Annotated in this window: 24 protein-coding genes and 1 pseudogene; 6 read left to right on the forward strand and 19 right to left on the reverse strand. The window is 65.2% G+C overall.

What is annotated here, in order from left to right:
* The first annotated feature begins 391 nt into the window (after nucleotides 1–391).
* Nucleotides 392–1,810, forward strand: a complete 1,419-nt coding sequence (locus tag AAE027_RS21520) for a cytosine permease (protein WP_370986594.1) — start codon at nucleotides 392–394, stop codon at nucleotides 1,808–1,810.
* Nucleotides 1,803–1,982: pseudogene (locus AAE027_RS21525) on the forward strand (acetamidase/formamidase family protein); the annotation flags it as partial. The gene AAE027_RS21520 and the pseudogene AAE027_RS21525, both read left to right, overlap by 8 nt.
* A gap of 3 nt (nucleotides 1,983–1,985) precedes the next feature.
* Here AAE027_RS21525 and AAE027_RS21530 read toward each other — a convergent pair.
* Genes AAE027_RS21530 through AAE027_RS21565 form a run of 8 tightly spaced genes read right to left on the reverse strand, consistent with a single transcriptional unit; the run spans nucleotide 1,986 to nucleotide 11,249 of the window.
* A complete protein-coding gene (locus tag AAE027_RS21530; RefSeq protein WP_091883575.1) occupies nucleotides 1,986–2,756 on the reverse strand; it encodes a polysaccharide deacetylase family protein in 771 nt (256 codons plus the stop codon).
* The gene (locus AAE027_RS21535; protein WP_370986593.1) at nucleotides 2,753–3,598 is read right to left on the reverse strand and encodes a polysaccharide deacetylase family protein; all 846 of its coding nucleotides are present in this window, start codon (nucleotides 3,596–3,598) and stop codon (nucleotides 2,753–2,755) included. Before AAE027_RS21535 ends, AAE027_RS21530 begins: the two co-directional genes overlap by 4 nt.
* Nucleotides 3,595–5,136 carry an ABC transporter substrate-binding protein gene (locus AAE027_RS21540; RefSeq protein WP_370986592.1) on the reverse strand — a complete coding sequence of 514 codons (1,542 nt, stop codon included), beginning with the start codon at nucleotides 5,134–5,136 and terminating at the stop codon, nucleotides 3,595–3,597. Before AAE027_RS21540 ends, AAE027_RS21535 begins: the two co-directional genes overlap by 4 nt.
* A gap of 14 nt (nucleotides 5,137–5,150) precedes the next feature.
* Nucleotides 5,151–6,758: an ABC transporter ATP-binding protein gene (locus AAE027_RS21545; RefSeq protein ID WP_091883588.1), complete on the reverse strand. Its 1,608-nt coding sequence runs from the start codon at nucleotides 6,756–6,758 to the stop codon at nucleotides 5,151–5,153.
* The gene (locus AAE027_RS21550; RefSeq protein ID WP_370986591.1) at nucleotides 6,755–7,567 is read right to left on the reverse strand and encodes an ABC transporter permease; all 813 of its coding nucleotides are present in this window, start codon (nucleotides 7,565–7,567) and stop codon (nucleotides 6,755–6,757) included. The genes AAE027_RS21545 and AAE027_RS21550 overlap by 4 nt, the downstream gene beginning before the upstream one ends.
* Nucleotides 7,564–8,508 (reverse strand): ABC transporter permease, encoded by a 945-nt coding sequence (locus AAE027_RS21555; RefSeq protein WP_326898749.1) that lies wholly within the window; start codon nucleotides 8,506–8,508, stop codon nucleotides 7,564–7,566. Before AAE027_RS21555 ends, AAE027_RS21550 begins: the two co-directional genes overlap by 4 nt.
* 12 nt (nucleotides 8,509–8,520) lie before the next feature.
* Nucleotides 8,521–10,086 carry an ABC transporter substrate-binding protein gene (locus AAE027_RS21560; RefSeq protein WP_370986590.1) on the reverse strand — a complete coding sequence of 522 codons (1,566 nt, stop codon included), beginning with the start codon at nucleotides 10,084–10,086 and terminating at the stop codon, nucleotides 8,521–8,523.
* Nucleotides 10,086–11,249 carry a C45 family autoproteolytic acyltransferase/hydrolase gene (locus AAE027_RS21565; protein WP_370986589.1) on the reverse strand — a complete coding sequence of 388 codons (1,164 nt, stop codon included), beginning with the start codon at nucleotides 11,247–11,249 and terminating at the stop codon, nucleotides 10,086–10,088. Before AAE027_RS21565 ends, AAE027_RS21560 begins: the two co-directional genes overlap by 1 nt.
* Nucleotides 11,250–11,348: 99 nt before the next feature.
* Here AAE027_RS21565 and AAE027_RS21570 point away from each other — a divergent pair, with 99 nt between their 5' ends.
* Entirely contained in the window at nucleotides 11,349–12,263 is a 915-nt protein-coding gene (locus tag AAE027_RS21570; RefSeq protein WP_370986588.1) for a GntR family transcriptional regulator, read from the forward strand.
* Between the two features lie 17 nt (nucleotides 12,264–12,280).
* Entirely contained in the window at nucleotides 12,281–13,627 is a 1,347-nt protein-coding gene (aptA, locus tag AAE027_RS21575) for an omega-aminotransferase AptA (RefSeq protein WP_370986587.1), read from the forward strand.
* Nucleotides 13,628–13,696: 69 nt separating this feature from the next.
* On the opposite strand, the gene AAE027_RS21580 is transcribed toward aptA, so the two are convergent.
* The 11 genes from AAE027_RS21580 to dapA all read right to left on the reverse strand — a co-directional run bounded on the left by AAE027_RS21580 (nucleotide 13,697) and on the right by dapA (nucleotide 22,533).
* Complete coding sequence (locus AAE027_RS21580) at nucleotides 13,697–14,626, reverse strand: dihydrodipicolinate synthase family protein (protein WP_370986586.1); 930 nt, start codon at nucleotides 14,624–14,626, stop codon at nucleotides 13,697–13,699.
* An 18-nt stretch (nucleotides 14,627–14,644) separates the two neighbouring features.
* A complete protein-coding gene (locus AAE027_RS21585; RefSeq protein WP_370986585.1) occupies nucleotides 14,645–15,436 on the reverse strand; it encodes an amino acid ABC transporter ATP-binding protein in 792 nt (263 codons plus the stop codon).
* Nucleotides 15,433–16,164 carry an amino acid ABC transporter permease gene (locus tag AAE027_RS21590; RefSeq protein ID WP_370986584.1) on the reverse strand — a complete coding sequence of 244 codons (732 nt, stop codon included), beginning with the start codon at nucleotides 16,162–16,164 and terminating at the stop codon, nucleotides 15,433–15,435. Before AAE027_RS21590 ends, AAE027_RS21585 begins: the two co-directional genes overlap by 4 nt.
* 19 nt (nucleotides 16,165–16,183) lie before the next feature.
* Entirely contained in the window at nucleotides 16,184–17,020 is an 837-nt protein-coding gene (locus AAE027_RS21595; RefSeq protein WP_370986583.1) for an ABC transporter substrate-binding protein, read from the reverse strand.
* A gap of 122 nt (nucleotides 17,021–17,142) precedes the next feature.
* Nucleotides 17,143–17,445 carry a hypothetical protein gene (locus AAE027_RS21600; protein ID WP_370986582.1) on the reverse strand — a complete coding sequence of 101 codons (303 nt, stop codon included), beginning with the start codon at nucleotides 17,443–17,445 and terminating at the stop codon, nucleotides 17,143–17,145.
* A gap of 11 nt (nucleotides 17,446–17,456) precedes the next feature.
* The gene (locus tag AAE027_RS21605) at nucleotides 17,457–18,398 is read right to left on the reverse strand and encodes a dihydrodipicolinate synthase family protein (RefSeq protein ID WP_370986581.1); all 942 of its coding nucleotides are present in this window, start codon (nucleotides 18,396–18,398) and stop codon (nucleotides 17,457–17,459) included.
* A gap of 8 nt (nucleotides 18,399–18,406) precedes the next feature.
* Complete coding sequence (locus AAE027_RS21610) at nucleotides 18,407–18,838, reverse strand: MaoC family dehydratase (protein WP_370986580.1); 432 nt, start codon at nucleotides 18,836–18,838, stop codon at nucleotides 18,407–18,409.
* A 3-nt stretch (nucleotides 18,839–18,841) separates the two neighbouring features.
* Nucleotides 18,842–19,249 (reverse strand): MaoC/PaaZ C-terminal domain-containing protein, encoded by a 408-nt coding sequence (locus AAE027_RS21615; RefSeq protein ID WP_370986579.1) that lies wholly within the window; start codon nucleotides 19,247–19,249, stop codon nucleotides 18,842–18,844.
* Between the two features lie 11 nt (nucleotides 19,250–19,260).
* Entirely contained in the window at nucleotides 19,261–20,424 is a 1,164-nt protein-coding gene (locus tag AAE027_RS21620; RefSeq protein WP_370986578.1) for an acyl-CoA dehydrogenase family protein, read from the reverse strand.
* The gene (locus AAE027_RS21625) at nucleotides 20,421–21,611 is read right to left on the reverse strand and encodes a CaiB/BaiF CoA transferase family protein (protein ID WP_370986577.1); all 1,191 of its coding nucleotides are present in this window, start codon (nucleotides 21,609–21,611) and stop codon (nucleotides 20,421–20,423) included. Before AAE027_RS21625 ends, AAE027_RS21620 begins: the two co-directional genes overlap by 4 nt.
* 16 nt (nucleotides 21,612–21,627) lie before the next feature.
* Nucleotides 21,628–22,533: a 4-hydroxy-tetrahydrodipicolinate synthase gene (dapA, locus tag AAE027_RS21630; RefSeq protein ID WP_370986576.1), complete on the reverse strand. Its 906-nt coding sequence runs from the start codon at nucleotides 22,531–22,533 to the stop codon at nucleotides 21,628–21,630.
* 187 nt (nucleotides 22,534–22,720) lie between these two features.
* Between dapA and AAE027_RS21635 the strand changes: the two genes are divergently transcribed.
* Both AAE027_RS21635 and AAE027_RS21640 read left to right on the forward strand, forming a co-directional pair.
* Nucleotides 22,721–23,812 (forward strand): LacI family DNA-binding transcriptional regulator, encoded by a 1,092-nt coding sequence (locus AAE027_RS21635; protein ID WP_370986575.1) that lies wholly within the window; start codon nucleotides 22,721–22,723, stop codon nucleotides 23,810–23,812.
* A 3-nt stretch (nucleotides 23,813–23,815) separates the two neighbouring features.
* A complete protein-coding gene (locus AAE027_RS21640) occupies nucleotides 23,816–24,184 on the forward strand; it encodes a tautomerase family protein (RefSeq protein WP_370986574.1) in 369 nt (122 codons plus the stop codon).
* Nucleotides 24,185–24,195 lie beyond the last annotated feature (11 nt).

Genomic DNA, 24,195 nt, shown 5'->3' on the forward strand with positions numbered 1-24,195 from the left:
AAACCAAGAAAATCCGGTCCGCAAGGGGAGCTCGGAGGTCCGCTCTTGATGCTGTGGACGGCTCCTCCACGGGCACGAGCCGCTTTCCAGTCGGAGTGCAGCGGATTAAAAAACTGCGAAAACAACCCCATGCACAGTAGAACGCCGTTGTTTTCAAAGACGAATCCTGACGGCTAATCGACGCCGTCGACGGCTTTGACTCGTCGGGCAAAACAGGGGCATGATGCCATCATCGCCCCGGCTGCCGCTCCTGCACCCCGATCCAGATTTGCCCGCCCGTGATCCGCACGTCGCGGCCGGCATCGGCGCGCACCCGGCGCCAAGCGCTCTGCAACCAATGGCACGATTTATGCTGCGATGATGCGAAGCGTGCTTCGTATTGAGGGATGTCATGACGGATTCCGAACTTCGCGCTGATATTCACAGCATCGAGCCAATTCCCGATGCGGACCGGGACTCGACCGGCCCGCAGCAGATGTGGATCTGGGCCGGCGCCAATATCGCACCGGTCAACTGGGCGCTCGGTGCGCTCGGCATCATCTTGAAACTCGGCCTGATGGAGACGATCGCGGTCATCGTGCTCGGCAACATCGTGGGATGCGCGATCTTCGCGACCTTCACGGTGATGGGACACAAGACCGGCGTCAACCAGATGGTGCTGAGCCGCTCCGCCTTCGGCGTCCGCGGCGCCTACCTGCCCAGCATCCTGATGTTTCTGATGACGCTGGGCTGGATCGGCGTGAACACCTACTTCCCGGTGAAGGTGTCGATGGGCATCCTCGGCCAGTTCGGCGTGCCCGATACCTGGTTCATCGAGATCGTCGTCATCACGCTGGTGATGGCCGTGCAGGTGCTGATCGGCATCTACGGCTTCTACGCGATCCGCACCTTCGAGAAATACACGGTGCCGCCGACCATCGCCATCATGGTGCTGATGAGCGTGCTCGCGTGGACGCGACCCGGCGTCGTCAACTGGAGCTTGACGACCTCGCTGCCGCCGGGCGCGCATCTGGCGATGCTGACGTTGCTGATGACCGCGATCGGCGTCGGCTGGGGCATCTCCTGGGTGACCTGGGCCTCCGACTATTCGCGCTTCGTGCCGAAAAGCGTGCCGTCGAAATCAGTGTTCTGGTACAGCTATGTTGGCATGTTCGTGCCGACGGTCTGGCTCGGCATCCTCGGCGCGACCATCGCCTCGACGACGCTGGACACCGATCCTGCGAAAATGGTCAGTGCGGTGTTCGGCGGACCGGTCAGCATCCTCGTGCTCTTGATGGTGCTGCACGGCCCGATCGCGACCAACATCCTCAACGTCTACTCGGCGACGCTGGCGGCGCTGAGCGCAGGACTGAAATTCTCGCGCTTCTGGCTCACCGTCATCGTCGGCGTCGCAGGCTATCTGGTCACGCTCTACTTCATCTTCGCGCCGTCCTTTGCGAAGGCGTTCGACAACTGGATGATTAGCCTGCTGCTGTGGATGAGCCCGTGGGCCGGCGTCGTGCTCGCGGACTACTTCATCAAGCGCAAAGGCAAGATCGACGTCGCCGAGCTCTATCGCTCGCCGGAGACCAGCGCTTATGGCGACATCAACTGGGCCGGCATGGTCGCGTTCTTCGCGGGCCTCGTTGCGGGATGGCTGGTGGAGGACGGCCTCGTCGGCGCGCTCCAGGGTCCGATCTCGATCAACCTGCTCGGCGGCGCGGATCTGAGCTGGCTGTTCGGCATCGGGGTTGCGGGCCTCGTCTATCTTGGGCTCGGCAAGCTCGTGACGTCGCCCTCCTCGATCGTCGCGAGCAGCGCAGGCCGCTAGCGGCAAGCTCCGCGACATGATCGCGCTGCTCCGGGAACAATGCGGTCTCAGCGCGCGGGATGCCTACACGCTCTGCTCGATCGCTGCGGACCTCAGGGTCACGCAGCTGGTCGACGGCAACAAGGGCATTCACTGCGTGCTGGCCAAATCCCGCATGCCGCAGCGAACGTAAGGTTCAAGCCCCCAACCGTTGGGCGACCTCTTCGCAGGTCAGGAAAGCAACACCATCGAGACCGCGCAGCCAGCTTAGCAGATCGTCGAGCGCGGCAATGCGGCTGGCCCGCGCGCTGCCGTAGTCGCTGCGCGGATGCAGCGTCAGCGTGATCAGGCAGCGCTCGCGATGCATCGCCTCGATCTCCTCGCGCCACATCTTCATGACGCGAGCGTGCGTCTGGCGCTGGGCGTAGAGCGTCGCGTCGATCAGGATCTCCGCATGCGGCACCTCGACCATGTCGCGGCCGCCATCGGCGTGGAGCCGATACGGATGGTCGTCGTCCTGAAAGCTTGAATCATAGCGATAGCCGAGATCGGCGAGGTGCCCGAGCGTACGCTCCGTGAAGCGGCCATGCGGCGCCCGAAAGCCGCGCGGCGCACGTCCGACGATCCGCGACAGCGTCGCATGCGTGCGCTCCAGCAGCGCTCGCTCGTCGATCCCGGCCGCGTCCATCTCCTCCATCGCCCAGCCATGCGCGGCGATCTCATGCCCGCGGCCGCCAAGCGCCGCGATATAGGCGGGATTGGCTTCCGCCTCTGCGCCGGGCACGAACACGGTGGATTTGATGCCGTGGCGATCGAGCAGTCCGAACAGCCGCTCGCAGCCGACGGCATAGGCGTATTTTCCGTAAGAAGCGCGGCCGAACAGGGCGTCCTCCCCGAGCTGGGTCAGCTCCACCGTCTTGCCCTGGAGATTGACGGTGACGACGACGGGAACGATCAGCTTGCTCATTGTCCGCTCCAGTCCCGCCGCCAGTCGGACGGACGCTTCAGGCACCATTCCGCCAGCTCCAGCATGCCGACGAAGCGAACGCCTTCATGGCGCTTGGCATATTTAATGAGCCCTTCGACCGCCGCGACGCGCGCAGGCGAGCCCGAGCCATAGCCGACGCGCGGATGGAAGGTCAGGTTGTAGTAACCGCCCTCGGCGTAGATGGCATCGAACTCCTGCTCCCAGTGCGTCAACACTTCGGATGGTGGCGTGTAGCTGACGCGGTAGAACGGAAAGTCGTCGAGGCTCGAGGTGTTGTTGGGCAGGCAGACATAGTCGCTGCGCTCCTCGCCGTCGTAGCGCGCGAGATAAGGCAGGTCGAAATCCTTGTCGCTGGAATCGTAGACATAGCCGAGCTCACGGAGCTTGCTCAGCGTGCGCGCGGTCTTGTGTCCGGACGGCGAGCGCCATCCCCGCGGCGCGACGCCGGTGATCTCCGTGAGCAGCCGGTGCGTCCGTTCCAGCAGCTCCGGCTCGGCATCGCCGGGATCGACGCCCTCGTGAAAATAGCCGTGCGAGCCGATCTCGATGTCGGAGCGCGAGATGTCGCGGACGAGATCCGGGCTTTCCTCCGCGTCATAGCCGGAGACGTAGAACGTCCAGGGCACGCTGTGCCGCGTGAACATGTCGACGAAACGCGGGATGCCGCATTTGGCGGAGTAGCGGCCGTGCGAGCGCGCGCCGAGCGGCAACTGACCGCGGCCGCGTTCCAGCGACGTGCCGTCGAAATCGAGCGTAAGGCCGACGACACAGCGCGCGCCATCCGGCCAGGCATGTTGCTTGCGCTGGGCAAGAGAGATCATCTGACAACCTCGACGTTCCAGAAACGGGGTTTGCGGCCGGCCCATGGCGCATACCCGCGCACCTTGGGTGAGACCGCGGAGACGTTGACGCCGGAGCTCCACGCGATCATCGGCGCATCATCCACGAACAGCTTGTGGAGCGCATCGAACAGCGGCTGACGGGCCTCAGGCGCGGCCGTCTCCATCAGCCTGCCGAGCAGGTCGATCGCCTCGCGATTACCCCAGACGCGGTCCGGCTGCGCCGCCTTGTCGCCGATGACGCGATCAAGACCGAAAGCCGGATCGAGATAAGGCGTGTAATTCCACACCATGAGCTGATAATCGCCCTTGTTGTAACGGCTCAGCTGGGCGGCGAATTCGACGACCTCGACAGTGAGGTTGAGGCCGGCCTGCTGCGTCATCGCCTGCGCCAGCACGGCCACGTCGTTCATGACGGGAAAGCGCGAATTGGTGGTGATCTTGATCGGCTCGCCCTTGTAGCCCGCCTCGGTCAGCAGCTTCTTCGCACGCGCGACGTCGAGGCTGAAGCCCGCCTGCTCCACCGCGCCATAGTAGCGGCTCGACAGCGGCACCAGAGACGTACTCGGCTTGGCATAGCCGTCGGTCAGGCTGTCGCTCATACTGGGGTAATCGAGCGAGGCGGCAATGGCTTCACGGATGCGCTTGTCCTTCAGAAGCGGATCGTTCGTCTGTATCACGATCGCGTTCAGCGAGGCGACGGGCGCCGCGCTGATCACGAGACCGGCCGACTTCAACTCTCCCGCGAATTTGGGATCGGCCGACGGCCAGAGATCGAGATTGCCGGACTGGATCGCCGCTTTCGCCGCCGCCGGGTCGGGCACGATGGACAGCCTGACACCGTCAACCTTGGGCGACTTGGCCCCAGCGAGGCCGTCGGCCGGCTCGCTGCGCGCGGCATAGGCCTCGTTGCGGGCAAGCTCGATGAACTGGCCGCGGCGCCATTCGGCGAGCTTGAACGGACCGGTTCCGATCGCCTTCTGCCAGGAGCCGTCGGCTCCGGCTGAGTCCGGATGCGCGATGCCGGTGCCGTCGCAATCGGCTCGCGCCATCGTGCTGAAGAAGGCGCCGCTCGGCTCGGCCAGACGGAACACGACCTGCTCCGGCGACGGCGCCGTGATCTCGGCGATCTTGATCTTGCGCGTGCCGTCGAAATTTGTCCGGCATGGCCAGCCGGATTTCGGATCGAGGAAGCGCTCCCAGGTCCATGCCACCTCCCGCGAGGTCAACGGCGCGCCGTTGTGGAACGTCACGCCCTCACGCAGTGTGAAAGTGTAGGTGCGCCCATCCGCTGATGTCTCAATCGCCTTGGCCAGCATCGGGGCGACGGTCCCGTCGGCGCGCCAGGCAACGAGGCCCTCGTAGATCTGCTGCAACACGAGGCCGGTGTTGTCGTCAGGGCTGTTGCCCGGCATCAGGCCGCGGATGTCTGTGGTCACCATGCTGCGCAGGACGCTCTCGGCGCGGGCCGCGGACAGCGACGCAATGATCAGACACAACGCAACGACAGAACGCTTCATACGCATTATCCTGATTAACCCGAGGCACACGCCGCCGCCGCACCGGCGAAGTCCAGAACGGGCGCGGCCGCGAGCAGCGCCTTGGTGTAATCATGCTGCGGGTGATCGAACACGTCATCACGCGAGCCTTGCTCGACGATCTTGCCGCCCTGCATCACCACGACGCGGTCAGCGACCTGCTCGACGGCGGCGAGGTCATGGCTGATGAACAGGCAGGCAAAGCCGTATTGCGTCTGCAACCGCTCGAACAGTTTCAGCACCTGCGCCTGAATGGTCATATCGAGCGCGGAGACCGGCTCGTCCGCCACGACGAAGGCCGGCTCGCGCACGATGGCGCGGGCGATGGCGATCCGCTGGCGCTGTCCACCGGACAATTCATGCGGCCAGCGCTTGCCGAGACCGGCAAGCCCGACCTCGTCCAGCATCGCCTCCACCCGAGTGTCGCGCTCGGCTGTCGTCAATTCCGGGACATGGCGCAGTGGCTCGGCGACAATCTCGCCGACGCGCATGCGTGGATCGAGCGAGGAGTAAGGATCCTGGAACACCAGTTGCGAGGCGAGACGGAAGTCGCGATCGATCGTTGCCGTGACATCCCTGCCCCGGAACCTGATCTCACCGCCCGACGTCGGGATCAGGCGCAGCATGGCCCGGCCAAGCGTGGTTTTGCCGGAGCCGCTGCCGCCGACGACGGCGACCGTTTCTCCGGCGGCGATGTCGAGATCGACGCCGTTGACGGCGGAGACGCCGGTGTCGCGGCGGAACAGCCGCTGCCGCCCGGCGAAGCCTACCTTGAGATCACGTACGCTAACGAGGGGTTCGCCGCCCCGTCGCGCTTTGGTCGTGGCGCCGCGCCGCGGCAGCGCCTCGACCAGTCGCCTGGTATAGGCTTCGCGCGGCGAGAACAGGATCTGCCGGGTCGTGCCGGTCTCGACCATCTTGCCTTGCCGCAGCACCAGCGCGCGCTGCGCGTAGCGCGAGACCAGGCCGAGATTGTGGGTGATCAGCACCACCGACGTGCCGTGGTCACGGGCGAGCCCGACCAGGAGGTCGAGCACCTCGCGCTGGGTCAGCGTATCCAGCGCCGTGGTCGGCTCGTCCGCGATCAGCAGCTTCGGCTTCAGCAGCATCACCGAGGCCAGCATGATGCGCTGGCGCATGCCGCCGGAGAATTCGTGCGGATAGGCGTCAAAAGTCCGTTCGGGATCACGGATCTGCACCCGCGCCAGCATGTCGAGACAGCGGCGCCTGATCTCGCGCTTGCCGAGCCGCTCGTGCAGGCCGATCCCTTCCGCCATCTGCGCGCCGACGCTGATGGCGGGATTGAGCGAGACCATCGGCTCCTGGAACACCATGCCGACGGTAGGCCCACGCATGGTGCGCATCTGGCGCGCCGAGACGTTGGCGAGATCGACGCCATCAAGCACGATGCGGCCGCCGGCCTTGCGCAGACCCGGCGGCAACAGGCCGAGCACGGCACGCGCCGCCGCTGTCTTGCCGCTGCCGGATTCGCCGACGACGGCGAGAAACTCGCCGCGCTCGACGGCGAAGGAGACGTTGTCGACGATCACGGCATTGCTGGCGGCAACCTCGATGCGCAGATTTTCGACCGACAGCAGCGTCATCCCTGCGCCATCCTGGGATCGAGGCGATCGCGCAGCGAATCGCCGAGCAGATTGATGCCGAGCAGCGTCAGCGCGATGCAGAGGCCCGGTGCGATCGAGAGCCAGGCCGCCGTCTCCATGAACGGACGACTTGCCGCCAGCATGTTGCCCCAGGTCGGCGCCGGCGGCGGCACGCCGAGGCCGAGGAAGCTCAGCGCGCTCTCGGCCAGCAGCACCCAGCCGAACATACTCGTCGCGAGCACCGCAACCGGCGCGACCGCGTTCGGCATCACGTGGCGGAGCATCGAATAGACCTCGGAATTGCCGATGACGCGCGAGGCCTCGACATATTCCCTCTCGCGGATCGACAGCACGGTGCCGCGCACCACCCGGACCACCGAGGGAATGTAGGCAAGGCCAAGCGCCAGAATGAGCCCGACCTTGTTGGCGCCGACCACGATCATCACGGCCAGAGCCAGTAGGATGCCGGGAAATGCCAGCAGCGCGTCGTTGACGGCCATGATGATGCGGTCAACCCAGCCGCGGATGTAACCGGCCGCGCAGCCGATCACCATGCCGGCGGCTACGGCGAGCGAAACCGTAACCAGAGCGATCACCACACTGGCGCCCGCGCCGACCATGATGCGACTCAGCACGTCACGGCCGAATTCGTCGGTGCCGAGCCAGTGCAGTGACGACGGCGCCTGAAGTTTTGCCCGCAGATTGATGCGCAGCGGATCGAACGGCGTCCAGAAAGCACCGGTGACGGCAGCGCCCAGCAGGAGCGCAATCAGGACGCCGCCGATCGCGGTATTGGCGCGGATCCTCATGCCACCGTCACCCTCGGATCGAACAGCGGATAGCAGAGATCGACGATCAGATTGACGACGACGTAGATCACGGCGGTGAACAGCAGGCAGCCCTGCACCACCGGATAGTCACGCGCGAAGATGGAATCGACCAGGAGACGGCCGAGGCCGGGCAGCGTGAACACGGTCTCGATGACCGCGATGCCGCCGAGGAGATGGCCGAGCACGAGACCGATCAGCGTCCAGGTCGGCGCGAAGGCGTTCGGCAGCACGTGGCGGGCGAGCACGCGCCATTCCGGCACGCCCTTGGCGCGTGCGTGGGTGACATATTCGAGCCTGAGCACCTCGATCGAGGCGGCTCGCGCCATGCGCGTGAGCACGCCGATCTCAACCATGGTCAGCGTCGCGATCGGCAGCACGATGAAGGTCGCCGCCTGCCAGAAATTCTCGGCGAACGGCACGTAGCCGATCACCGGCAGCCATTTCAGCTTGAGCCCAAAAAGAAGCAGCAGCAGAAGACCGAGCCAGAAGCTCGGGATCGACAGCAGCAGCGTGGCCCCGCCGACGACGGAGAGATCGAGCAGGCTGTTCTGCTTCCACGCGGCCACAAGGCCGGCCGGAACCGCGATGCACGCGGCCGCCGCGACCGCCACCAGCACGATGACGGCGCTGACCTGGAAACGATCGAGGATCAGCGGCAGCACCGCGAGGTTGTTGGTGATGGAGTGACCGAAGTCACCGGCCGCAAGCTTGGCGATCCAGTGCATGAACTGCACCGGGATCGGCTGATCGAGGCCGAGCTGGGCGCGCAGCTGTGCGGCCTGTGCTGGATCGGCGGCATCGCCGAGCATGACCTGCACGGGGTCACCGGGGATGAGACGCACCAGCGCAAATACTGCGATCGCGACCAGCAGCAGTGTCGGGATCGTCATGGCCAGCCGTCTTGCGAGGTAACCCAACATGGTGCGCCTTGCCTATTGCACCGTGACGCCCCAGAACCGCGGCTGGGGATAAAGCCAGCCGGCATAGCCCTTGATGCTCTCGCGCAGCGCCGTCAGCTCGGCGCCGTTGAACAGAACGATCATCGGCACGTCGGCGATGAAGCGCTTGTGCATCTCGTCGAACAGCGCCTGCCGCTTCGTGGTATCGTCGATCATCATGGACTGGCGCAGCATCCCCTGCGCCTCCGGATTGTCCCAGACCTTGCGCGGCTGCGACGCCTTCGGCCCGGTCAGCATCTCGAAGCTCAGCGAGGGATCGAGCCGGGCCGAATAGACGAAGGCCATCGACTGGTAGTCGCCGCGGTTGTAGCGATCGAGCTGAGCCGCCCAATCCATCACCTCGAGCTCGATGTTGATCCCGACGGCCTGCGCCATCGCCTGCACCAGCACGGACGCATCGAACACGAAGCTGTAACGCTTGTTGGTGATCATCTTGATCGGCTGGCCGCGATAACCGGCCTCCGCCAGAAGCTTCTTCGCCTCGGCGATATTCTGCACATAGCCGTGCGACTGCGCCTCGTTGTAGAACGGGCTGCCGAGCGGCAACGCCGAATTGTTGGGACGCGCCGTGCCCATCATCACGGCATCGACGATCTGCGCGGTGTCGATCGACAGCGCGATGGCGCGGCGGATGCGGACATCCTTCAGCAGCGGGTCCTTGGTCTGGAACAGGATGCCGGTGAGGCCGAGCGCAGGCGTGATGCTGAGCTGCACGTCGGAGCGCGACTTGAGCTCTTCGAGATCGGGGATCGACAGGCTCAGGATCACGTCGAGTGAGCCACTGAGCAGCCCCGCTTTCGCGGCCGAACTGTCCGGGATCACGTTGAAGCGCACGCGATCGACCTTGACGTCCTTGGCGCCGGTGTAGCCGGTGCGCGGCTCGCTGCGCGAGACATAGCCGTCGAAACGGACGATATCGATATATTGTCCCCGCTTCCACTCGGCGAGCTTGAACGGGCCGGTGCCAATAGGGGCGATCCACTTGCCGTCCGCGCCGACAGAGTCGCGATGAATGATTGCGGTCTGCCCGCAATCGGGCCGCGCCAGGGTCGGAAGGAACAAGGCCGTCGGCTGATCAAGCGTGATGGCAACGGTCTGTGGATCGGGAGCCTCGACCTTCTCGATCCGCGCGATGCCGGTGGCGCTGAATTCAGACAGGCAGCGCCATTGCGTCGCCGGATCGAGCCAGCGCTTCAGCGACCAGACCACGTCATCCGCGGTCATGGTCGCGCCGTTGTGGAACTTGACGCCCTGCCGCAGGCGGAATGTATAGGTCTTTCCCTCGTTCGAAATCGTCCAGCTGTCCGCCAGCATGGATCCGATGGACGTATCGTCGCGGAAGGCGACCAGCCCTTCCACCACATGCGCGATCACGCCATCGGTGTTGGCGTCCCGATTGGTGCCGGGATCGGTCGAGCGGATGTCCGCGTTGAGCCGGGCCCTCAGTAATGTCTCGGCGCCGGCTTTCCCCAGCATGGCCCACAGGGCGAGCGCAGCCAGAGCGACCGCCCACGCCGGCGATGGCCGACGCCGCCGCATCACGCTGCCCCCGCCGCCGCGACCGACCGCTTGAACGCGGCCCGCCCGATCTCGTCGATCTCGAGCCGGTATGCGGTGAATTCGCGGTTGAGCGCCGGCAGCGGCGCCGCCTGCATCAACCCGCTCGCCGGCTCCATCAGGATCATCGCCACGGTGGCGCTGAGATTGTTGCTGAGATTGCGGCGCGGCGGGCGGCACACCGACCAAGGATAGGCGAACTCGTCGAACAGGGCGTTCTTGACGGTATCGAAGGTGATGCTGCCGATGTGCGGCTGAAGCAGATCGCGAACGCGAATGTCGCGGTAGAGACTATCAGGCGTGTTGAAGATGCCGGTGTCCTTCAACTTGCTCAGCGCGACGGGGCTGAGGAAGTTGTTGGCGTGGACCAGCAGGCCGTTCTGCGGATGCACCTGGAAGGTCTCGTCCGGGGCGCACTCGAAATCGATCGCCACGCCCTCGCGGTGGCTGACGATCATGTTGTTGGCCGCCGACTTCTTCGTGCAATAGACCGCCCGCATCGCCAGCGCCAGATGCTCGTTCTCCAGCACCTTGCGGCGGATCAGCGCCAGCGGCACGCCGACCTGGCGATAGTCGCGGTCGCTCTCGAGATAGTTGGCCGTGATCGCGATGCCGACGGCATTGAAGCCGCAGCGGCCGAGCGCGCCGGCTTCGGTGAAGGTCATGAGATCAGGACCGTCGTCGCGCCGCACCTTCAGCACCACCGCGGTCTCCGCGCATTCGCGCTTCCAGTCCCAGTTCTGGGCGTGGATCAGGCGGCCGCTGGCGGCCGCCTGCGGCATCACGACGACGCCGGTGCAGCCATCGGGATCTTCCGGTGTCTTCAGGCGCGCGCGGATCGCGGGATTGGCGAGCTTGATGATCTCGGTGCGGGCATTGAGCAACACGACATCCTCGAACGGAACGTCGGCGCCTTCCGCAATGCCGCGCATCTCCTCGATATAATCAGGCTCGAACCCTTCGATGACCGGCACATAGTCGCGCACCAGCGCGGCGACACCGTTTGCGTCGAGCGAAAGCTCCTTCAGCTGCGCGAAGTAATGCGTCGTCCCCTTCTTGATGCGGCCCGCCGCCTTCTGCCCGTACTGACGTCCACGCTCGCGCGGGGGGCCGGAGATTTCGATCAGGGGAAAGGGTTCGATCATGGGACGCCAAGTTCCTTCGTGAAGTTCCTTTTGCTTTCCCGGAAGGCTAATGTATTTTGTAATGACATGAAACAAAAATCTTCAGCCTCGAAATTGACCTTGGAAAAGGCGCCCCCAAGCCGTCTTCAGCGCGAACTGTCGGCCGGGATCATGGACCTGATCCGGAGCGAAGGGCTCGCACCCGGCACGCGCCTTGCCGAAGTCGCGCTCGCCGAGCGCCTCCAGGTCTCGCGCACGCCGGTGCGCGCCGCGCTGAAGCTGCTGGCGCGGCGCAAGCTCGTGCATGCCGGCGCCAGCCGTGGCTATTTCGTCGCCGAGGCCGCCCCCGCCTCGCACAAGGCACCGCCAAAGCCGAACCCCGACGATACCGACCGGCTGTTCCTCGCAATCGCGCGCGACCGCCGCGCCGGCCGGCTGCCGGAGGAAGTTTCCGAGCGCGACCTGATGCAGCGCTACGATGCGACGCGGCCGATCGTGCAGCGCGTGCTCACCAAGCTTGCCGAAGTTGCCGCCGTGCAGCGCAAGCCCGGCCACGGCTGGCGCTTCCAGCCGACGCTCGCGGACACGCAGGCGCGCGACGAGAGCTATCGCTACCGTCTGTTGATCGAGCCGGCCGGCCTGCTCGAGCCGGGCTTCAGGCTCGACCCGGCCTGGGCCGCCGAGATGCGCCGCCGGCATCAGGAGATGCTGGCGATGCCGTGGAGCGACACGGCCAGCATCGCGCTGTACGAAATGAACGCGGCCTTTCACGAGGGCCTCGCCGCCGCATCAGGCAACCGCTATCTGCTGGTCGCGGTCCAGCAGCAGAACCGGCTGCGTCGCTTCGGCAACTACGACTGGACCTTTGGCCATGAGCGCGTGATCGTGAACTGCCGCGAGCATCTCGCCATTCTCGACCAGCTCGAAGCCGGCCAGAACGAGGCTGCCGCCGCGCTGCTCCGCCGGCATCTCGAAGGCGCAGCAAAGCTCAAGCGCAGCCCGGCCAATTCCAACACGCCATCCAAAGCCTCCTGACGTTTGCAAGAGTTGCCATGACCATGAATGCCTTCGCTTCCTCCAACAGCCCCCTCACCCGCGAGGCCATGGAGCCGTTCTGGCTGCCGATGACGCCGAACCGGCAGTTCAAGGCGAAGCCGCGCATCTTCGTCGGCGCCGAAGGCATGCACTACATCACCGATGACAACAGGCGCATCCTCGACGGCATGGCGGGGCTGTGGTGCGTGAACGCGGGACATGCGCAAAGGCGCATCGTCGAGGCGATCCAGGCGCAGGCGGCAAAGCTCGACTTCGTCTCCTCGTTCCAGATGAGCCATCCGGCCGCCTTCGAGCTCGCCCGCCGCATCACCGAGATCGCGCCCGCCGGCCTCGACCATGTCTTCTTCACCAATTCCGGCTCGGAATCCGTCGACACTGCCCTGAAGATCGCGCGCGGCTATCACCGCGCGCGCGGGGAAGCCAGCCGCATCCGCTTCATCTCGCGCGCCAAGGCCTATCACGGCATGGGCTGGGGCGGCCTGTCGGTGAGCGGCATCGTCCGCCACCGCCGGGATTTCGGCCCGCTGCTGCCGGAGGTCGACCACCTCCCGCATACGCACGATCCCGAGCACGCGGCGTTCTCGCGCGGGCAGCCGCAATGGGGCGCGCATCTCGCCGACGAGCTTTCAAAGCTGCTGCAGGTGCACGATCCCTCGACGATTGCCGCCGTCATCGTCGAGCCCGTGACCGGCTCCGGCGGCGTGCTGCCGCCACCTGTCGGCTATCTCGAGCGGCTGCGAAAGATCTGCGACCAGCACGGCATTCTCCTGATCTTCGACGAGGTGATCACCGGCTTCGGACGCCTCGGCGCCGCGTTCGGCGCCAACGCCTTCGGCGTGACACCCGATATCATCACCTGCGCCAAGGGCATGACCAATGCTGCCGTGCCGATGGGCGGTGTCATCACCAGCGGCAAGGTCTATGACGCGCTGATGCAAGGGCCGGATAACACGATCGAGCTGTTCCACGGCTACACCTATTCGGCCCATCCGCTCGCCTGCGCGGCCGGTCTTGCCGCACTCGACGTGTACCAGGATCTCGGCCTGTTCGAGCGTGCCCGCCGCCTCGCGCCGGCGTGGGAAACCAAAGCGCATGGCTTGCGCGACCTTCCCCATGTCGTCGACATTCGCAACATCGGCCTGCTCGCCGCGATCGACCTGAAGCCGCGTGACGGCACAGCAGGTGCACGCGGAGCCGAATGTGCCAGCCGCTGCTATGACGATGGCGTCCTGATCCGCAGCAGCGGCGATACGCTCCTGATCTCACCGCCTCTGATCATCACCGAGGAGCAGATCGACGAGATCTTTGCCGCGATCCGCCGTGCGTTGATCGCCATCAGCTGACGGCCGGCCGGGAGCATCACGGCGATCTGACAGTCGAAGGCAACCGCGCAGCCGGCGAGAACGGGTGGCTTAGAGCACGCCGGCGACGCGCAGTGCCTGCTCTAGCGCCTGCAACTCACCGCGTGTCGCCGCCGGTTGCGGCGGCCGCGCCGAGTCGCATGGCAGACGCCCGAGCAGCTTCAGGCAGGCCTTGAGCCGCACGGTCGCGCGTCCTCCCGGAGGGTCGGAGTAGATCGCGACCGCCAGTGGATACAGCTTCTCATGCGCGGCGCGTGAACGCTCCCAATCGCCGGCTTCGGCCGCAGTCCAAAGGCTCACCACAAGCTCCGGTACCACACAGGCGAGGCTCACCTGGCTGCCGGCCGAGCCGATGAGGTAGCTCGCCAGCAGATGTTCGTCGCCCGAGCCGAGCACGACGAAGTCCGGTCGCAGCTTCCCAATCAGCCGCAGATTCTGTTCGTAGGCCGCAACCTCCCAGCTGCCTTCCTTCACCGCAACGAAACGGGGATCGGCGACTAGCCGCGTGAGCAGCGGCGGCGCGTAGGCCATTGCGCCCGCGCCGACGGGCGCAGCGTAGAGCATCAGCGGCACTGTCGTCGCATCGCGGATGCGGCGGTGATGCTCGATCGCGCAATCGTCGGCGTGGCCGAGCGCCCAGCTGTTGGGTGGAAACACCAGCAGCCCGTCGGCGCCGGCCTGTTCCAGCGCAGCCGCCTCGCGCACGGCCTCCAGGCTCGATTCATGATTGACCCCGGAGACGATCAGGCAGTCCTTCGGTGCGTGCCGGCGCGCCAGCTCCACCACGCGCCGCTTCTCGGCCAGCGACAGCACGAAGTTCTCACCGGCGTGGCCGTTGACCAGGAGCCCGTTGATGCCAGGCGTGGACGCAACCGATGCGAGATGGGCTGCGAGCTGCGCCTCGTCGATCGCGAAATCGGGAGTCATCGGCACGATGGTGGCGGCGTGAATGCCGCGCAGGCGATCGCTGAATCTCCGCATCCCGGCCGACATCGCCACCTAGTGAATGATCTGGTCGAGGAACGTCCGCGCCCGTTCGGACTTCGGATGCTTGAAGAATTCCTCGGGCGCGGCCTGCTCGACCACCTTGCCCTCGTTCATGAACACGATACGGTCGGCGACCTCGCGGGCAAAGCCCATTTCGTGGGTCACGCACAGCATGGTCATGCCCTCTTCCGCCAGCTTCTTCATGGTCTCCAACACCTCCTTGACCATTTCCGGGTCGAGCGCGGAAGTCGGCTCGTCGAACAGCATGATCTTCGGCCGCATGCACAGCGCGCGTGCGATCGCGACGCGCTGCTGCTGGCCGCCGGAGAGCTGCCCGGGGAATTTTTCGGCCTGATCGGGAATCCGGACCTTGGTCAGGAAATGCATGGCGAGGTCCCTGGCCTCGGCCTCCGACATACCGTTCACGGTCATCGGCGCCAGGATGCAATTTTCCAGCACCGTCATGTGCGGAAACAGATTGAAGCTCTGGAACACCATGCCGGTGTCGCGCCTGACCGTGTCGATGTTCTTGCGCTGGCGATCGAGTTCGGTGCCATTGACGTAGATCAGCCCGTCGTCGTGCTTCTCGATGTGATTGATGCAGCGGATGAGCGTTGACTTGCCCGAGCCGGAGGGACCGCAGATCACGATCTTCTCGCCCTTGACGACCTTGAGATCGATCTGGTCGAGCGCGGTGAAGTCGCCATAGTGCTTGTAGACCGCCTCCATGCGGACCGCGGGAACCTCACCGAGTTGCGTCTGCACTGTTGCACCTTCGGCCGAGGTCATCGATATCTCGCTCATGCGCGGGCCTCCACACTCGTCTGTGCGACTGGCGCGCTCGCTGCGACGCGCCTGGTTTTCGCCGCGCTCGAGCGACCGAAACGCTTCTCAAGCCGGCGTTGAACCGCGTCCCAGACCGATGTGAGGATCAGGTAATACGCCGTTGCCGCCGCATAGACTTCCAAGATCTGGAAATGCTCCTGCATCAGCATGTCGCTGCGGCGCATGAGCTCCTCGACCGAGATCACGGAGGCGAGCGAGGTCGCCTTCAGTAGCGAGTTGATGGAGTTGCCTAGCGGCGGGATCATCAACCGGAACGCCTGCGGCAAGGTCACGCGGCGGAACGTGACCCAGGGCGACAGGCTGAGCGCCCAGGCGGCCTCGCGCTGTCCCGCCGACACCGCCATGAAGCCGCTGCGCACGATCTCGGCGAGATAGGCCGCCTCATTGAGGATCAGGCCGACGAGCGCGCAGGTGATCACGCTGAACTTGATGCCCAGCTGCGGCAAGCCGCTGTAGATCACCACCAGCTGGATCAGGAGCGGCGTGCCGCGGAAGAACCAGATGTAGAAGCGCGCTGCACCCGCGAGCACCGGGTTGGACGACATGCGCAGCAACGCGATGCCCATGCCGAGGATCAATCCGCCGACGACCGCCGCCACCGTCAAGCCGATGGTGACGAGCACTCCTTTCATCAGGAAGTAATTGAAGAAATAGCTGACGGCGGCCGTCGGACTGAAATGGCTCATCGGCTCGTCTCCGTAAGAATCAGGCCGGACCGGGGCCGGCGATCGCAAGCGGCTGGTCGGCCGGCATGCTGGTCAGGCCGAACTTGTCGAACAGCGCCTGGTAGCTGCCGTCGGCCCGCATAGCGTTCAGCGCCTTGACGACGGCATCGACCACCGTCTTGTTGCGGAAGCCGAGCGTCGTGCGCGCAGTGCCGAGCCCGCTCAGCACTTCCTTGACGCGGCCCCGGCTGGTGAGATCGCGCGCCACGCTATCGACGAGCAAGGCGTTGTCGACCTGTCCCGCCAGCAGCGCGCTGACGACGTTGGTGGCAGTGGGGAACGTCCGCATCTCGACGGCGGCTCCGCCTTTCGCGGCGCTGGCATCGCTGAGCTTCTTGAGCCAGTTCATCTGGTAACTGCTGACCTCAACGGCGGATGATTTTCCGATCAGATCGTTTTCGGCAGCAATTTTTGTGCCGCTGTCGGGAGCAACCACGACCGAAATGGCCTGAATCGCGTAAGGCACCATGTACATCAGCTTGGAACGTTCCTCGGTCCAGAACATGCCGGTGTCGATGCCGTCGATGCGGGCCGCGTTGAGCGCAGGGATCATCGCCGGAAAATCCATCCGGACGAGTTCGACCGGAAGACACAACCGCTTGCCGAGTTCGGCGGCGAGCTCGACGTTGAGGCCCTGCAGCTGGCCGTCCTTGTCGACGAATTGCTGCGGCGGATTGGTCGGGTTGATGGAGAGCTGCAATTTGCCGGGCGCAATCAGATTGTCGTCGGTGATTGCGGGCGTACAGGCGGCATGCACTGCCGTGGATGCGAGAACGAGCGCGGCGGCCGCACTCAAGCGAAGCAGTGTCGAGACCATGAATTCCTCCAGTAAGACGCCAATGACCGATGCAGTTCCTCGCCCGGGATTCCCCCTCGCCGTTTCTTGGATGCGGCCTGCCGGATCGGGCGACACGGCAGGCAGCATCATCTTCGATCTGCTCAAGCCGGTCCCGACATCGGCCTCAGCTGGATGCGCATGAAATTCTTCACCAGGGATTCGAACGGACCAAAACCCTTCACCTTAAGGAACTCCGGCGTCTCGAACGCCCATCGCCCCGCGACTTCGTACATGGCGGCGTATTTCGGACCGTCGCCGATCGAGACGAAGCGCTTAGCCGAGAGCCAGCCGGGACAGGCGAGCAGATCAGGAAAATGCCTCTGCTCGTACCAGGTGTTGAACGCATCCTCGTGCTCGGGATCGATGTCGACCCGCACGATGTGGATGAAGGCTTCGTCCGGCATCGGCTCGACCCTCATGCCAGGAGGATGTCGCCGGCCGCGCGCGCCGCGCCGACCGTCGTCGCAATGGCATCGCACAGCGCAGGCAGAACCGGCAGCAGCGGTGGCCGCGGATCGGCGTTGCCGATCAGGCCGAGCGCCTTCAGCCCGACCTTCATGCGCGTGTGCATGTCCATGATCGGCGCAGGCCCGTAGATGGACCGCACGATCGGATAAAGCCGTTCATTGACGGCGCGCATCGCCTTGAGGTCGTCGGCGAGCGAGGCCTGCCACAGCGCGACGAACAGATGCGGCGCGAGGCTGACGAGGCCGGAGAGAATGCCGTCGCCTCCGACGGCGAGCTGCGGCAGGAACCAGTTGAAGTTCGACGGTAGGATCGCGACGGAAGGATCGGCTTGCTTCACCGCCCGCCGGTTCTCGTCATAGGCGAAGATGGTATCGCTGCCTTCCTTGATGGCGATAACGCTATCGATCGCCGCGATCTTCGCCAGCGTCTCCGGCGAGTAGCCAAAGCCTGATGCCAACGGATACTGGAAGATCGATACCGGGATTCCGATCGCGGAGCTGACCGCCTGCACAAAAGCCACCGGCGCGCGCGAGGTCGCCGAGGCTCCGCCGCCGAGCGGTGCGGGCGGGAACAACACGGCGCAATCGGCGCCGGCAGCTTCCGCGAGCTGCGCCTGATGGATCGCTTCCGCGGTGGAATGCGCGATGATGCCGGCCAGTAGCGACTTGCCGCCGATCTGCCGGCGCGTCCGCTCGATCACCGCCTGGCGCTCGTCGTCCGAGAGCGATCCGCCCTCGCCGGCATGTCCGTTGACGAACACGGCCGCGATGCCGTCCGGGCAGGCGCAATAGTCCAGCACGCGGGCATAGCCGTCCCAATCGATCGAGCTGTCGTCCCTGAAGGGCAGCACGGTTGCGACCGTGACGCCGCGCAAATCTGGTTTCTTCATCGCCTTGCTCATGACGGTTTGCGCCGCGGAAATTTCAGGCTCGCGCGTGCCTTCAGCACTTCGAGGCCGCCCTCGTTGCGCGCGCTCGCTTCCCAGATGATGGTGCGGGTCTCGTCGTTCTGCTCGGCGATCCAGACGTCGAAGGTGAGCGTGTCGCCGTAGAACACGGGACCGGTGAACCAGAACCGGTCCTCCACCGACACGCCGATGGTGCCGACCAACTCGCTGGTGAGGATGCTGGTGCAGAGGCCCGCGACCATGATCCCCGGCGCCAGCCTGCCGCCAAAGCGCGTCGCGCCGGCATAGACCTCGTCGACATGAACGGGGCCGAAATCGCCGGTCGCGGCGATGTAGAGCGCGCCATCCGCCTCGGTGATGGTCTTGCTCAGGCTGACCCTGTCGTTGACCTTGAGATCGTCGAAGGATTTCGGCTCGTACATGGTTCAGCCCTTCGTGAAAGGGACCAGCGTTGCGGTGCCGTCGACAACGGTCGTGCCGGATGGCGACAGGGTGCAAGTCACGCGGCAGGTTGCCTCGTCACCGGCGACCGAAACGATCTCGGCCCTCGCTTCGACGGACTCGCCGACGATCACGGGCGAAGCAAAGTTGAGCGCGATGCTGCCAATCCGCCGCGTCGGTCCACCGAGCTGGCTGAGGCAGGTGGTGGCAAGACCGCCGACGGCGAGCTCAAAGGCCACCATGTTGGAGGCGCCCGCCTTCTTGGCGCGGACGGCATCGACATAGAGGCCGCCGAGATTGCCGCTGATGCCGGTGAACATCGCCTGCTCGGCGACCGTCATGGTCTTGCGGAAGGTGAAGGCTGTGCCGGGCTTGAGAGGTGCGTGAGACATCGATCGCTTCCCTAGAGCTGCAGGCCGTTCTTGATGGTGCTGCGCGCAACCAGCATGCGGTGGATTTCGGAGGTGCCGTCATAGATGCGGGTGACGCGGGCGTCGCGATACATGCGCTCCAGCGGCAGGTCCTTGCTGAAACCCATGCCGCCGAACACCTGGATGGCGCGGTCGACCACGCGGCCCTGCATCTCGGAGGCCGCGACCTTGATCATCGAGACCTTGTCGCGCGCATCCTTGCCCTGATCGATGTCCCAGGCAGCGTTCATCACCATCATCTTCACGCCAAAAATCTCGGTGGCGGAATCGGCGATCAGCTTCTGCACCATCTGGAAGTCACCGATCAGCTGGCCGAACTGGCGCCGCTCGCCGGCATGTCTGCGCATCATCTCGAGCGCGCGCTGCGCCATGCCGACGGCGCGCGCGCCGATATGGGCGAGCCGGATCTGCAGCACGCTCTGCATGATCAGCTTGAAGCCGCCGCCAACCTCGCCGAGCACGGCCGCTTTCGGAATGCGGCAGTCCTCAAAGCTCAGCTCGGCATGGCCGTAGCCGCGATGGCCCATCATCGGCTGGGTGCGCGCGACCTTGAAGCCGGGCGTGCCGCGGTCGACCAGGAACAGGGTGATGCCCCCGCGGGCCCGCTTCTCCTTGTCGGTCAGCGCCATAAGGATCACGTAGTCGGCAATGTCGCCGTCGCTGATGAAATGCTTGGTGCCGTTGAGGACCCATTCGTCGCCGTCGAGATGCGCCGTGGTGCTGATCGACGCCGCATCGGACCCGGCGCCCGGCTCAGTGATCGCCATGGCGCAGATCTTGTCGCCCTTGACCGTGGGCAGCAGATAGCGCTCGACCTGATTGCCCTTGCAGGCCATCAGCATCGGATAGACCTGGCCGAACACGCGGCGGATCAGCGCATTGGAGGTCTTGCCGAACTCTTCCTCGACCAGGCAGTGCTCGACGCAAGTTAGCCCGCCGCCGCCGACATCCGCCGGCATGTTCATAGCGTAAAGGCCGAGCTTCTGTGCCTTGGCCTTGGTGACCGCAAGCACGTCGGCCGGCACCTTGGCCGTCAGCTCCACCTCGTCTTCGAGCGGCTGCACCTCCGTCTCGACGAAGCGGCGAACGGTATCGACCAGGAGGCGCGTCTCTTCGGGGACAGAAAAATCGATCATCGCGCCACCCCGACGGCCTTGCCGGCGACCATCGCGTCGATCTCCGCGGCGCCGTAGCCGATCTCGCCGAGCACCTCCCGCGTCTGTGCACCCAGCCGCTGCGGCACCAGCCGCACCTCCGGCGTCCGGCCATCATAGCGCGCGGGATGCGCGACCATCCGGATCGGCGCGCCTCCCGCACTCTCGGCGCTCTTGAACACGCCGAGGTGTTCGAGCTGGGGATCAGTCTCGAGGTCGCGATAATCCTGCACCGGCGCGTGCCAGACCCGCGCGGCTGCCAGCGCGGACAGCCAATCTGCCGTCGACTTCTGTTTCAGCCTGGCTGCAACGATACGTGTGATCTCCTCGCGCTTCGAAAAACTGTCGGTGTCACCGAACTGCTTCAGCTTCTCGTTATCGAGCGCGACCGCGAGCGCCTTGGGCGACGCCATGGAAATCGCGAGATGGCCGTCCGCCGTGGCGTGAATGCCGTAGGGACCGGGGCTGAACCACGCCGCGATGCCCGCCGGACCGCGCGACGTCGGCGACGGCGCGCCGTTGAGCCAGGCGGTCAGCGGCTCGACCTGGAGATCGAGCGCGGCCTGATAAAGGTTGACCTCGACGAGCTGCCCCTTGCCGGTTTTCGTTCGGGCAAACAGCGCCGCGAGGATGCTCATGGCATAGAGCGAGGCGGCATGCTGATCGACGATGACAGCGCCGACCGCCGTCGGTTCGCCGTCCGCCCGCCCGGTCCGCATCGCAAGGCCCGACATCGCCTGGAGCAGAAGGTCCTGGCCGGGGCGATCCTTGTAGGGCCCTTGCGACCCGAATCCGGTCGCTACCGCATAGATCAGGCCGGGGTTGATTGCCTTAAGCGTGTCGTAACCAAGACCGAGCTTGGCCATGGTGCCGGGGCGAAAATTCTCCATCACGACGTCGGCGGTCGCGACCAGCTTCTTCACCGCGGCGATGCCGTCGGGATGCTTGAGATCGACGGCGAGACTGCGCTTGTTACGTCCGGTGGCCAGATGATTGACGCTGTCGCCTGCGACGAAATGATTGGCGACCGCCCAGTTGCGCTGAAACGCTCCCTCGATCGGCTCGACCGCGATGACGTCCGCGCCGAGATCGGCGAGCGTCTGCGCGGCCAGGGGACCAGCGAGATAGTGATTGAAGCTGAGGATCTTGACGCCGTCGAGCAGGTTCATCCGTTCACACCTCAATTCAAGCAACTGCAATTGGCGCGCTGCGCCACACGAGATCGAACGTCTTGACCAGGGCACGTGCGGCCGCATCCTGTGCAGCCGGCAGCGGTAGGCGCGGCGGGCGCGGATGGCCGGCCGCAAAGCCCATATGACTAAGCAGCGCCTTGCTGCCTGCGACATAGGCCTGGCCGCCGACGAATTCGATCACCGGCAGGTATTTAAGATAGAGCTCGCGCGCTTCCTTGATGGCACCGTGGTCGGCGACGAGGCTGAAGGTGCGGGCCATCTCCGCCGGCACCACGTTGGAGGCCACGGCCACCCATCCTTGCGCACCCTCGACGAAGGATTCGAATCCGAGGATGCCGCCGAACACGGTCATCCTGTCGCCGCAGAGGCGGATGATGTCGCGCACCCGCGTCACCTCCAGCGTCGACTCCTTGATATAGAGACAGTTGTCGATCTCGGCGATGCGCGCCACGAGCTGCGGCTTGAGGTCGACGTTGGCGGTTGCCGGATTGTTGTAGACCATGATCGGCAGTGCGATTGCATCGGCCACCGTCTTGTAATGATGGACGAGCTCGTCGTCGGTCGGCGTCGAATAGAACGGCGGGACGATCATCACGCCGTCGGCCCCCAGTTTTTCGGCACGGCGACTGAGACGCACCACTTCACGCGTATCCTCCGCGCCGGTGCCGACCAGCACGGGGACACGGCCCGCGGCCTGGCGAATGACGACCTCCGCAACCAGCGCCTTCTCGTCATCGTCCATGGACAGGAACTCACCGGTCGAGCCAAGCGGGATCAATCCATGAATGCCCTGCGCGATCTGCCAGTCGACGAAGGCGCGCAACGCCGCGACATCGACCGCCCCCGCTGCCGTGAACGGGGTGATCATGACGGTGTAGGTGCCGCGGAACGTCTTCATCGGGAAACTGCCGGGTGCTCGGGTGGATTCAAGCGATAAGTGCTGCCTGCGGAATATCCGCACGCTTTATGCAATCGTTTGCATAAATGGCTCTGCATTGGGCAACACCATCCATTTTTTGAGCTTGATCCGCGTAGAATAAGCTCATAGCGTTTCTGCAATCGTTTGCAGTCTATCGGCAGGTTGGATGAGCGTCACGCTCAAAGATGTGGCACAGGCGGCCCGGGTTTCAGTCAGCACTGCTTCCCGAGCGCTGACGGGAACCGGCCTGACCAGCGAGCGCACGCAGCAGCGCCTGGTGCGCATCGCGCGCGAGCTCGGCTATCGGCCGAACCCGATCGCGCGCGGCCTCAAGACCGGGCAGTCGCGGCTCGTGGCACTCCTCGTCCACAATCTCACCAACGCCTCGTTCCAGGTGATGGCCGAAGTGGTGCAGGCGCGCCTGAAGGCGCTGGATTATCAGATGCTTCTGTGCATCGGAGGCGATGATCCGCAGCAAGAAAGCGACACCCTCACTACGCTGATCGACCACCGCATCGACGGACTGATCGTGGTGCCGACAGGCAAGAACGGCGCGCAGCTCAAGGCACTCTCCAAGGACGTCCCCATCGTCTGCCTGGTGCGGCGCGATGACGCGACCGATCTCGAGACCGTGCTCGCCGACGATCCGCAAGGCGCTTATCTGGGCACACGCCATCTGATCGAGCTCGGGCACAAACGCATCGGGCTAATCGTCGGCCGCCAGGACACGACGTCGGGCCGCGAACGGTTGTCCGGCTATGTCCGCGCCCTGCGCGAGGCCGGCATCGCCAGGGATGACACATTGATTCATGCCGGTCATTTCGTGCCGGAGACCGGCGCGACCTGCGCCCGCAAGCTGCTCGACCTCCCCCGGCCGCCCAGCGCGATCTTCGTCGCCAACCATGAGGCCACGCTCGGCGTGCTTCGCGTGACGGCGGAGCGGAACATCGCGATCCCCGACGACCTCTCGCTGCTCTGCTACGAGGACATGCCCTGGTTCGAATGGCATCGCCCGGCCATCAGCATCGTCGACAACGGCGCGCGGGATCTTGCCAATCTCGCCGTCGACCGACTGCTGCATCGCATGGATGCCAAAGGCAACGGCAATGACGGCGTGCGCGAATATCGCGTCGGCGCGCGCCTGGTGCAGCGCGACTCCTGCCGCCGGATCGAATCCACAGGCACCGCCAAGGCCGGCAAGTGCAGGCCGTCGGCTTCCAAATCCAAATCGTCTGCGACCAAGCCCGCGAAGGTCTGATCGATGCCCTATGTCGAAGTTCTCGCCCCGCAAGTCCCAAGGCAGCGCAAGGCCGCGCTGGCGAAGTCCGTGACCGACGGCCTGATGACGGCATTCGGCGTGACCGCAGATACGGTCACTCTCTATTTTCTCCCGATCTCACCCGACGACTACGCCCACGCGGGCGAATTCGAACCGCAGGGCGCCGGCCAGCGCATCCTGCTCAAGGTGCACGCCTTCCGGCGAACCGAGGCCGAGCGGCGCGCCGCCGCCATCGCGCTGACCCGCGGCGTGTGCGGCGCCTATGGCGTGCCGGGCGACGACGTCGCGGTCTATTTCCTCGACCGCGACCGCAGCGAGGTCTCCCACGATTCCAAGCTCGCCAGCGACTGACGGGAGCCACA

This window comes from Bradyrhizobium sp. DN3 (genome assembly GCF_041357655.1).
Taxonomy (GTDB): Bacteria; Pseudomonadota; Alphaproteobacteria; order Rhizobiales; family Xanthobacteraceae; genus Bradyrhizobium.

Excerpts from the sequence above, each read along its gene's own strand:
- AAE027_RS21585 (WP_370986585.1), bottom strand. The coding sequence starts at position 15,436 with ATGAGCGAGATATCGATGACCTCGGCCGAAGGTGCAACAGTGCAGACG.
- AAE027_RS21560 (WP_370986590.1), bottom strand. The coding sequence starts at position 10,086 with ATGCGGCGGCGTCGGCCATCGCCGGCGTGGGCGGTCGCTCTGGCTGCG.
- AAE027_RS21625 (WP_370986577.1), bottom strand. The coding sequence starts at position 21,611 with ATGAACCTGCTCGACGGCGTCAAGATCCTCAGCTTCAATCACTATCTC.
- AAE027_RS21535 (WP_370986593.1), bottom strand. The coding sequence starts at position 3,598 with ATGATCTCTCTTGCCCAGCGCAAGCAACATGCCTGGCCGGATGGCGCG.
- AAE027_RS21565 (WP_370986589.1), bottom strand. The coding sequence starts at position 11,249 with ATGATCGAACCCTTTCCCCTGATCGAAATCTCCGGCCCCCCGCGCGAG.
- AAE027_RS21545 (WP_091883588.1), bottom strand. The coding sequence starts at position 6,758 with ATGACGCTGCTGTCGGTCGAAAATCTGCGCATCGAGGTTGCCGCCAGC.
- AAE027_RS21530 (WP_091883575.1), bottom strand. The coding sequence starts at position 2,756 with ATGAGCAAGCTGATCGTTCCCGTCGTCGTCACCGTCAATCTCCAGGGC.
- AAE027_RS21550 (WP_370986591.1), bottom strand. The coding sequence starts at position 7,567 with ATGAGGATCCGCGCCAATACCGCGATCGGCGGCGTCCTGATTGCGCTC.
- AAE027_RS21580 (WP_370986586.1), bottom strand. The coding sequence starts at position 14,626 with ATGCGGAGATTCAGCGATCGCCTGCGCGGCATTCACGCCGCCACCATC.
- AAE027_RS21540 (WP_370986592.1), bottom strand. The coding sequence starts at position 5,136 with ATGAAGCGTTCTGTCGTTGCGTTGTGTCTGATCATTGCGTCGCTGTCC.
- aptA (WP_370986587.1), top strand. The coding sequence starts at position 12,281 with ATGACCATGAATGCCTTCGCTTCCTCCAACAGCCCCCTCACCCGCGAG.
- AAE027_RS21605 (WP_370986581.1), bottom strand. The coding sequence starts at position 18,398 with ATGAAGAAACCAGATTTGCGCGGCGTCACGGTCGCAACCGTGCTGCCC.
- AAE027_RS21610 (WP_370986580.1), bottom strand. The coding sequence starts at position 18,838 with ATGTACGAGCCGAAATCCTTCGACGATCTCAAGGTCAACGACAGGGTC.
- AAE027_RS21555 (WP_326898749.1), bottom strand. The coding sequence starts at position 8,508 with ATGTTGGGTTACCTCGCAAGACGGCTGGCCATGACGATCCCGACACTG.
- AAE027_RS21590 (WP_370986584.1), bottom strand. The coding sequence starts at position 16,164 with ATGAGCCATTTCAGTCCGACGGCCGCCGTCAGCTATTTCTTCAATTAC.
- AAE027_RS21640 (WP_370986574.1), top strand. The coding sequence starts at position 23,816 with ATGCCCTATGTCGAAGTTCTCGCCCCGCAAGTCCCAAGGCAGCGCAAG.
- AAE027_RS21620 (WP_370986578.1), bottom strand. The coding sequence starts at position 20,424 with ATGATCGATTTTTCTGTCCCCGAAGAGACGCGCCTCCTGGTCGATACC.
- AAE027_RS21600 (WP_370986582.1), bottom strand. The coding sequence starts at position 17,445 with ATGCCGGACGAAGCCTTCATCCACATCGTGCGGGTCGACATCGATCCC.
- AAE027_RS21520 (WP_370986594.1), top strand. The coding sequence starts at position 392 with ATGACGGATTCCGAACTTCGCGCTGATATTCACAGCATCGAGCCAATT.
- AAE027_RS21615 (WP_370986579.1), bottom strand. The coding sequence starts at position 19,249 with ATGTCTCACGCACCTCTCAAGCCCGGCACAGCCTTCACCTTCCGCAAG.
- AAE027_RS21635 (WP_370986575.1), top strand. The coding sequence starts at position 22,721 with ATGAGCGTCACGCTCAAAGATGTGGCACAGGCGGCCCGGGTTTCAGTC.
- AAE027_RS21595 (WP_370986583.1), bottom strand. The coding sequence starts at position 17,020 with ATGGTCTCGACACTGCTTCGCTTGAGTGCGGCCGCCGCGCTCGTTCTC.
- dapA (WP_370986576.1), bottom strand. The coding sequence starts at position 22,533 with ATGAAGACGTTCCGCGGCACCTACACCGTCATGATCACCCCGTTCACG.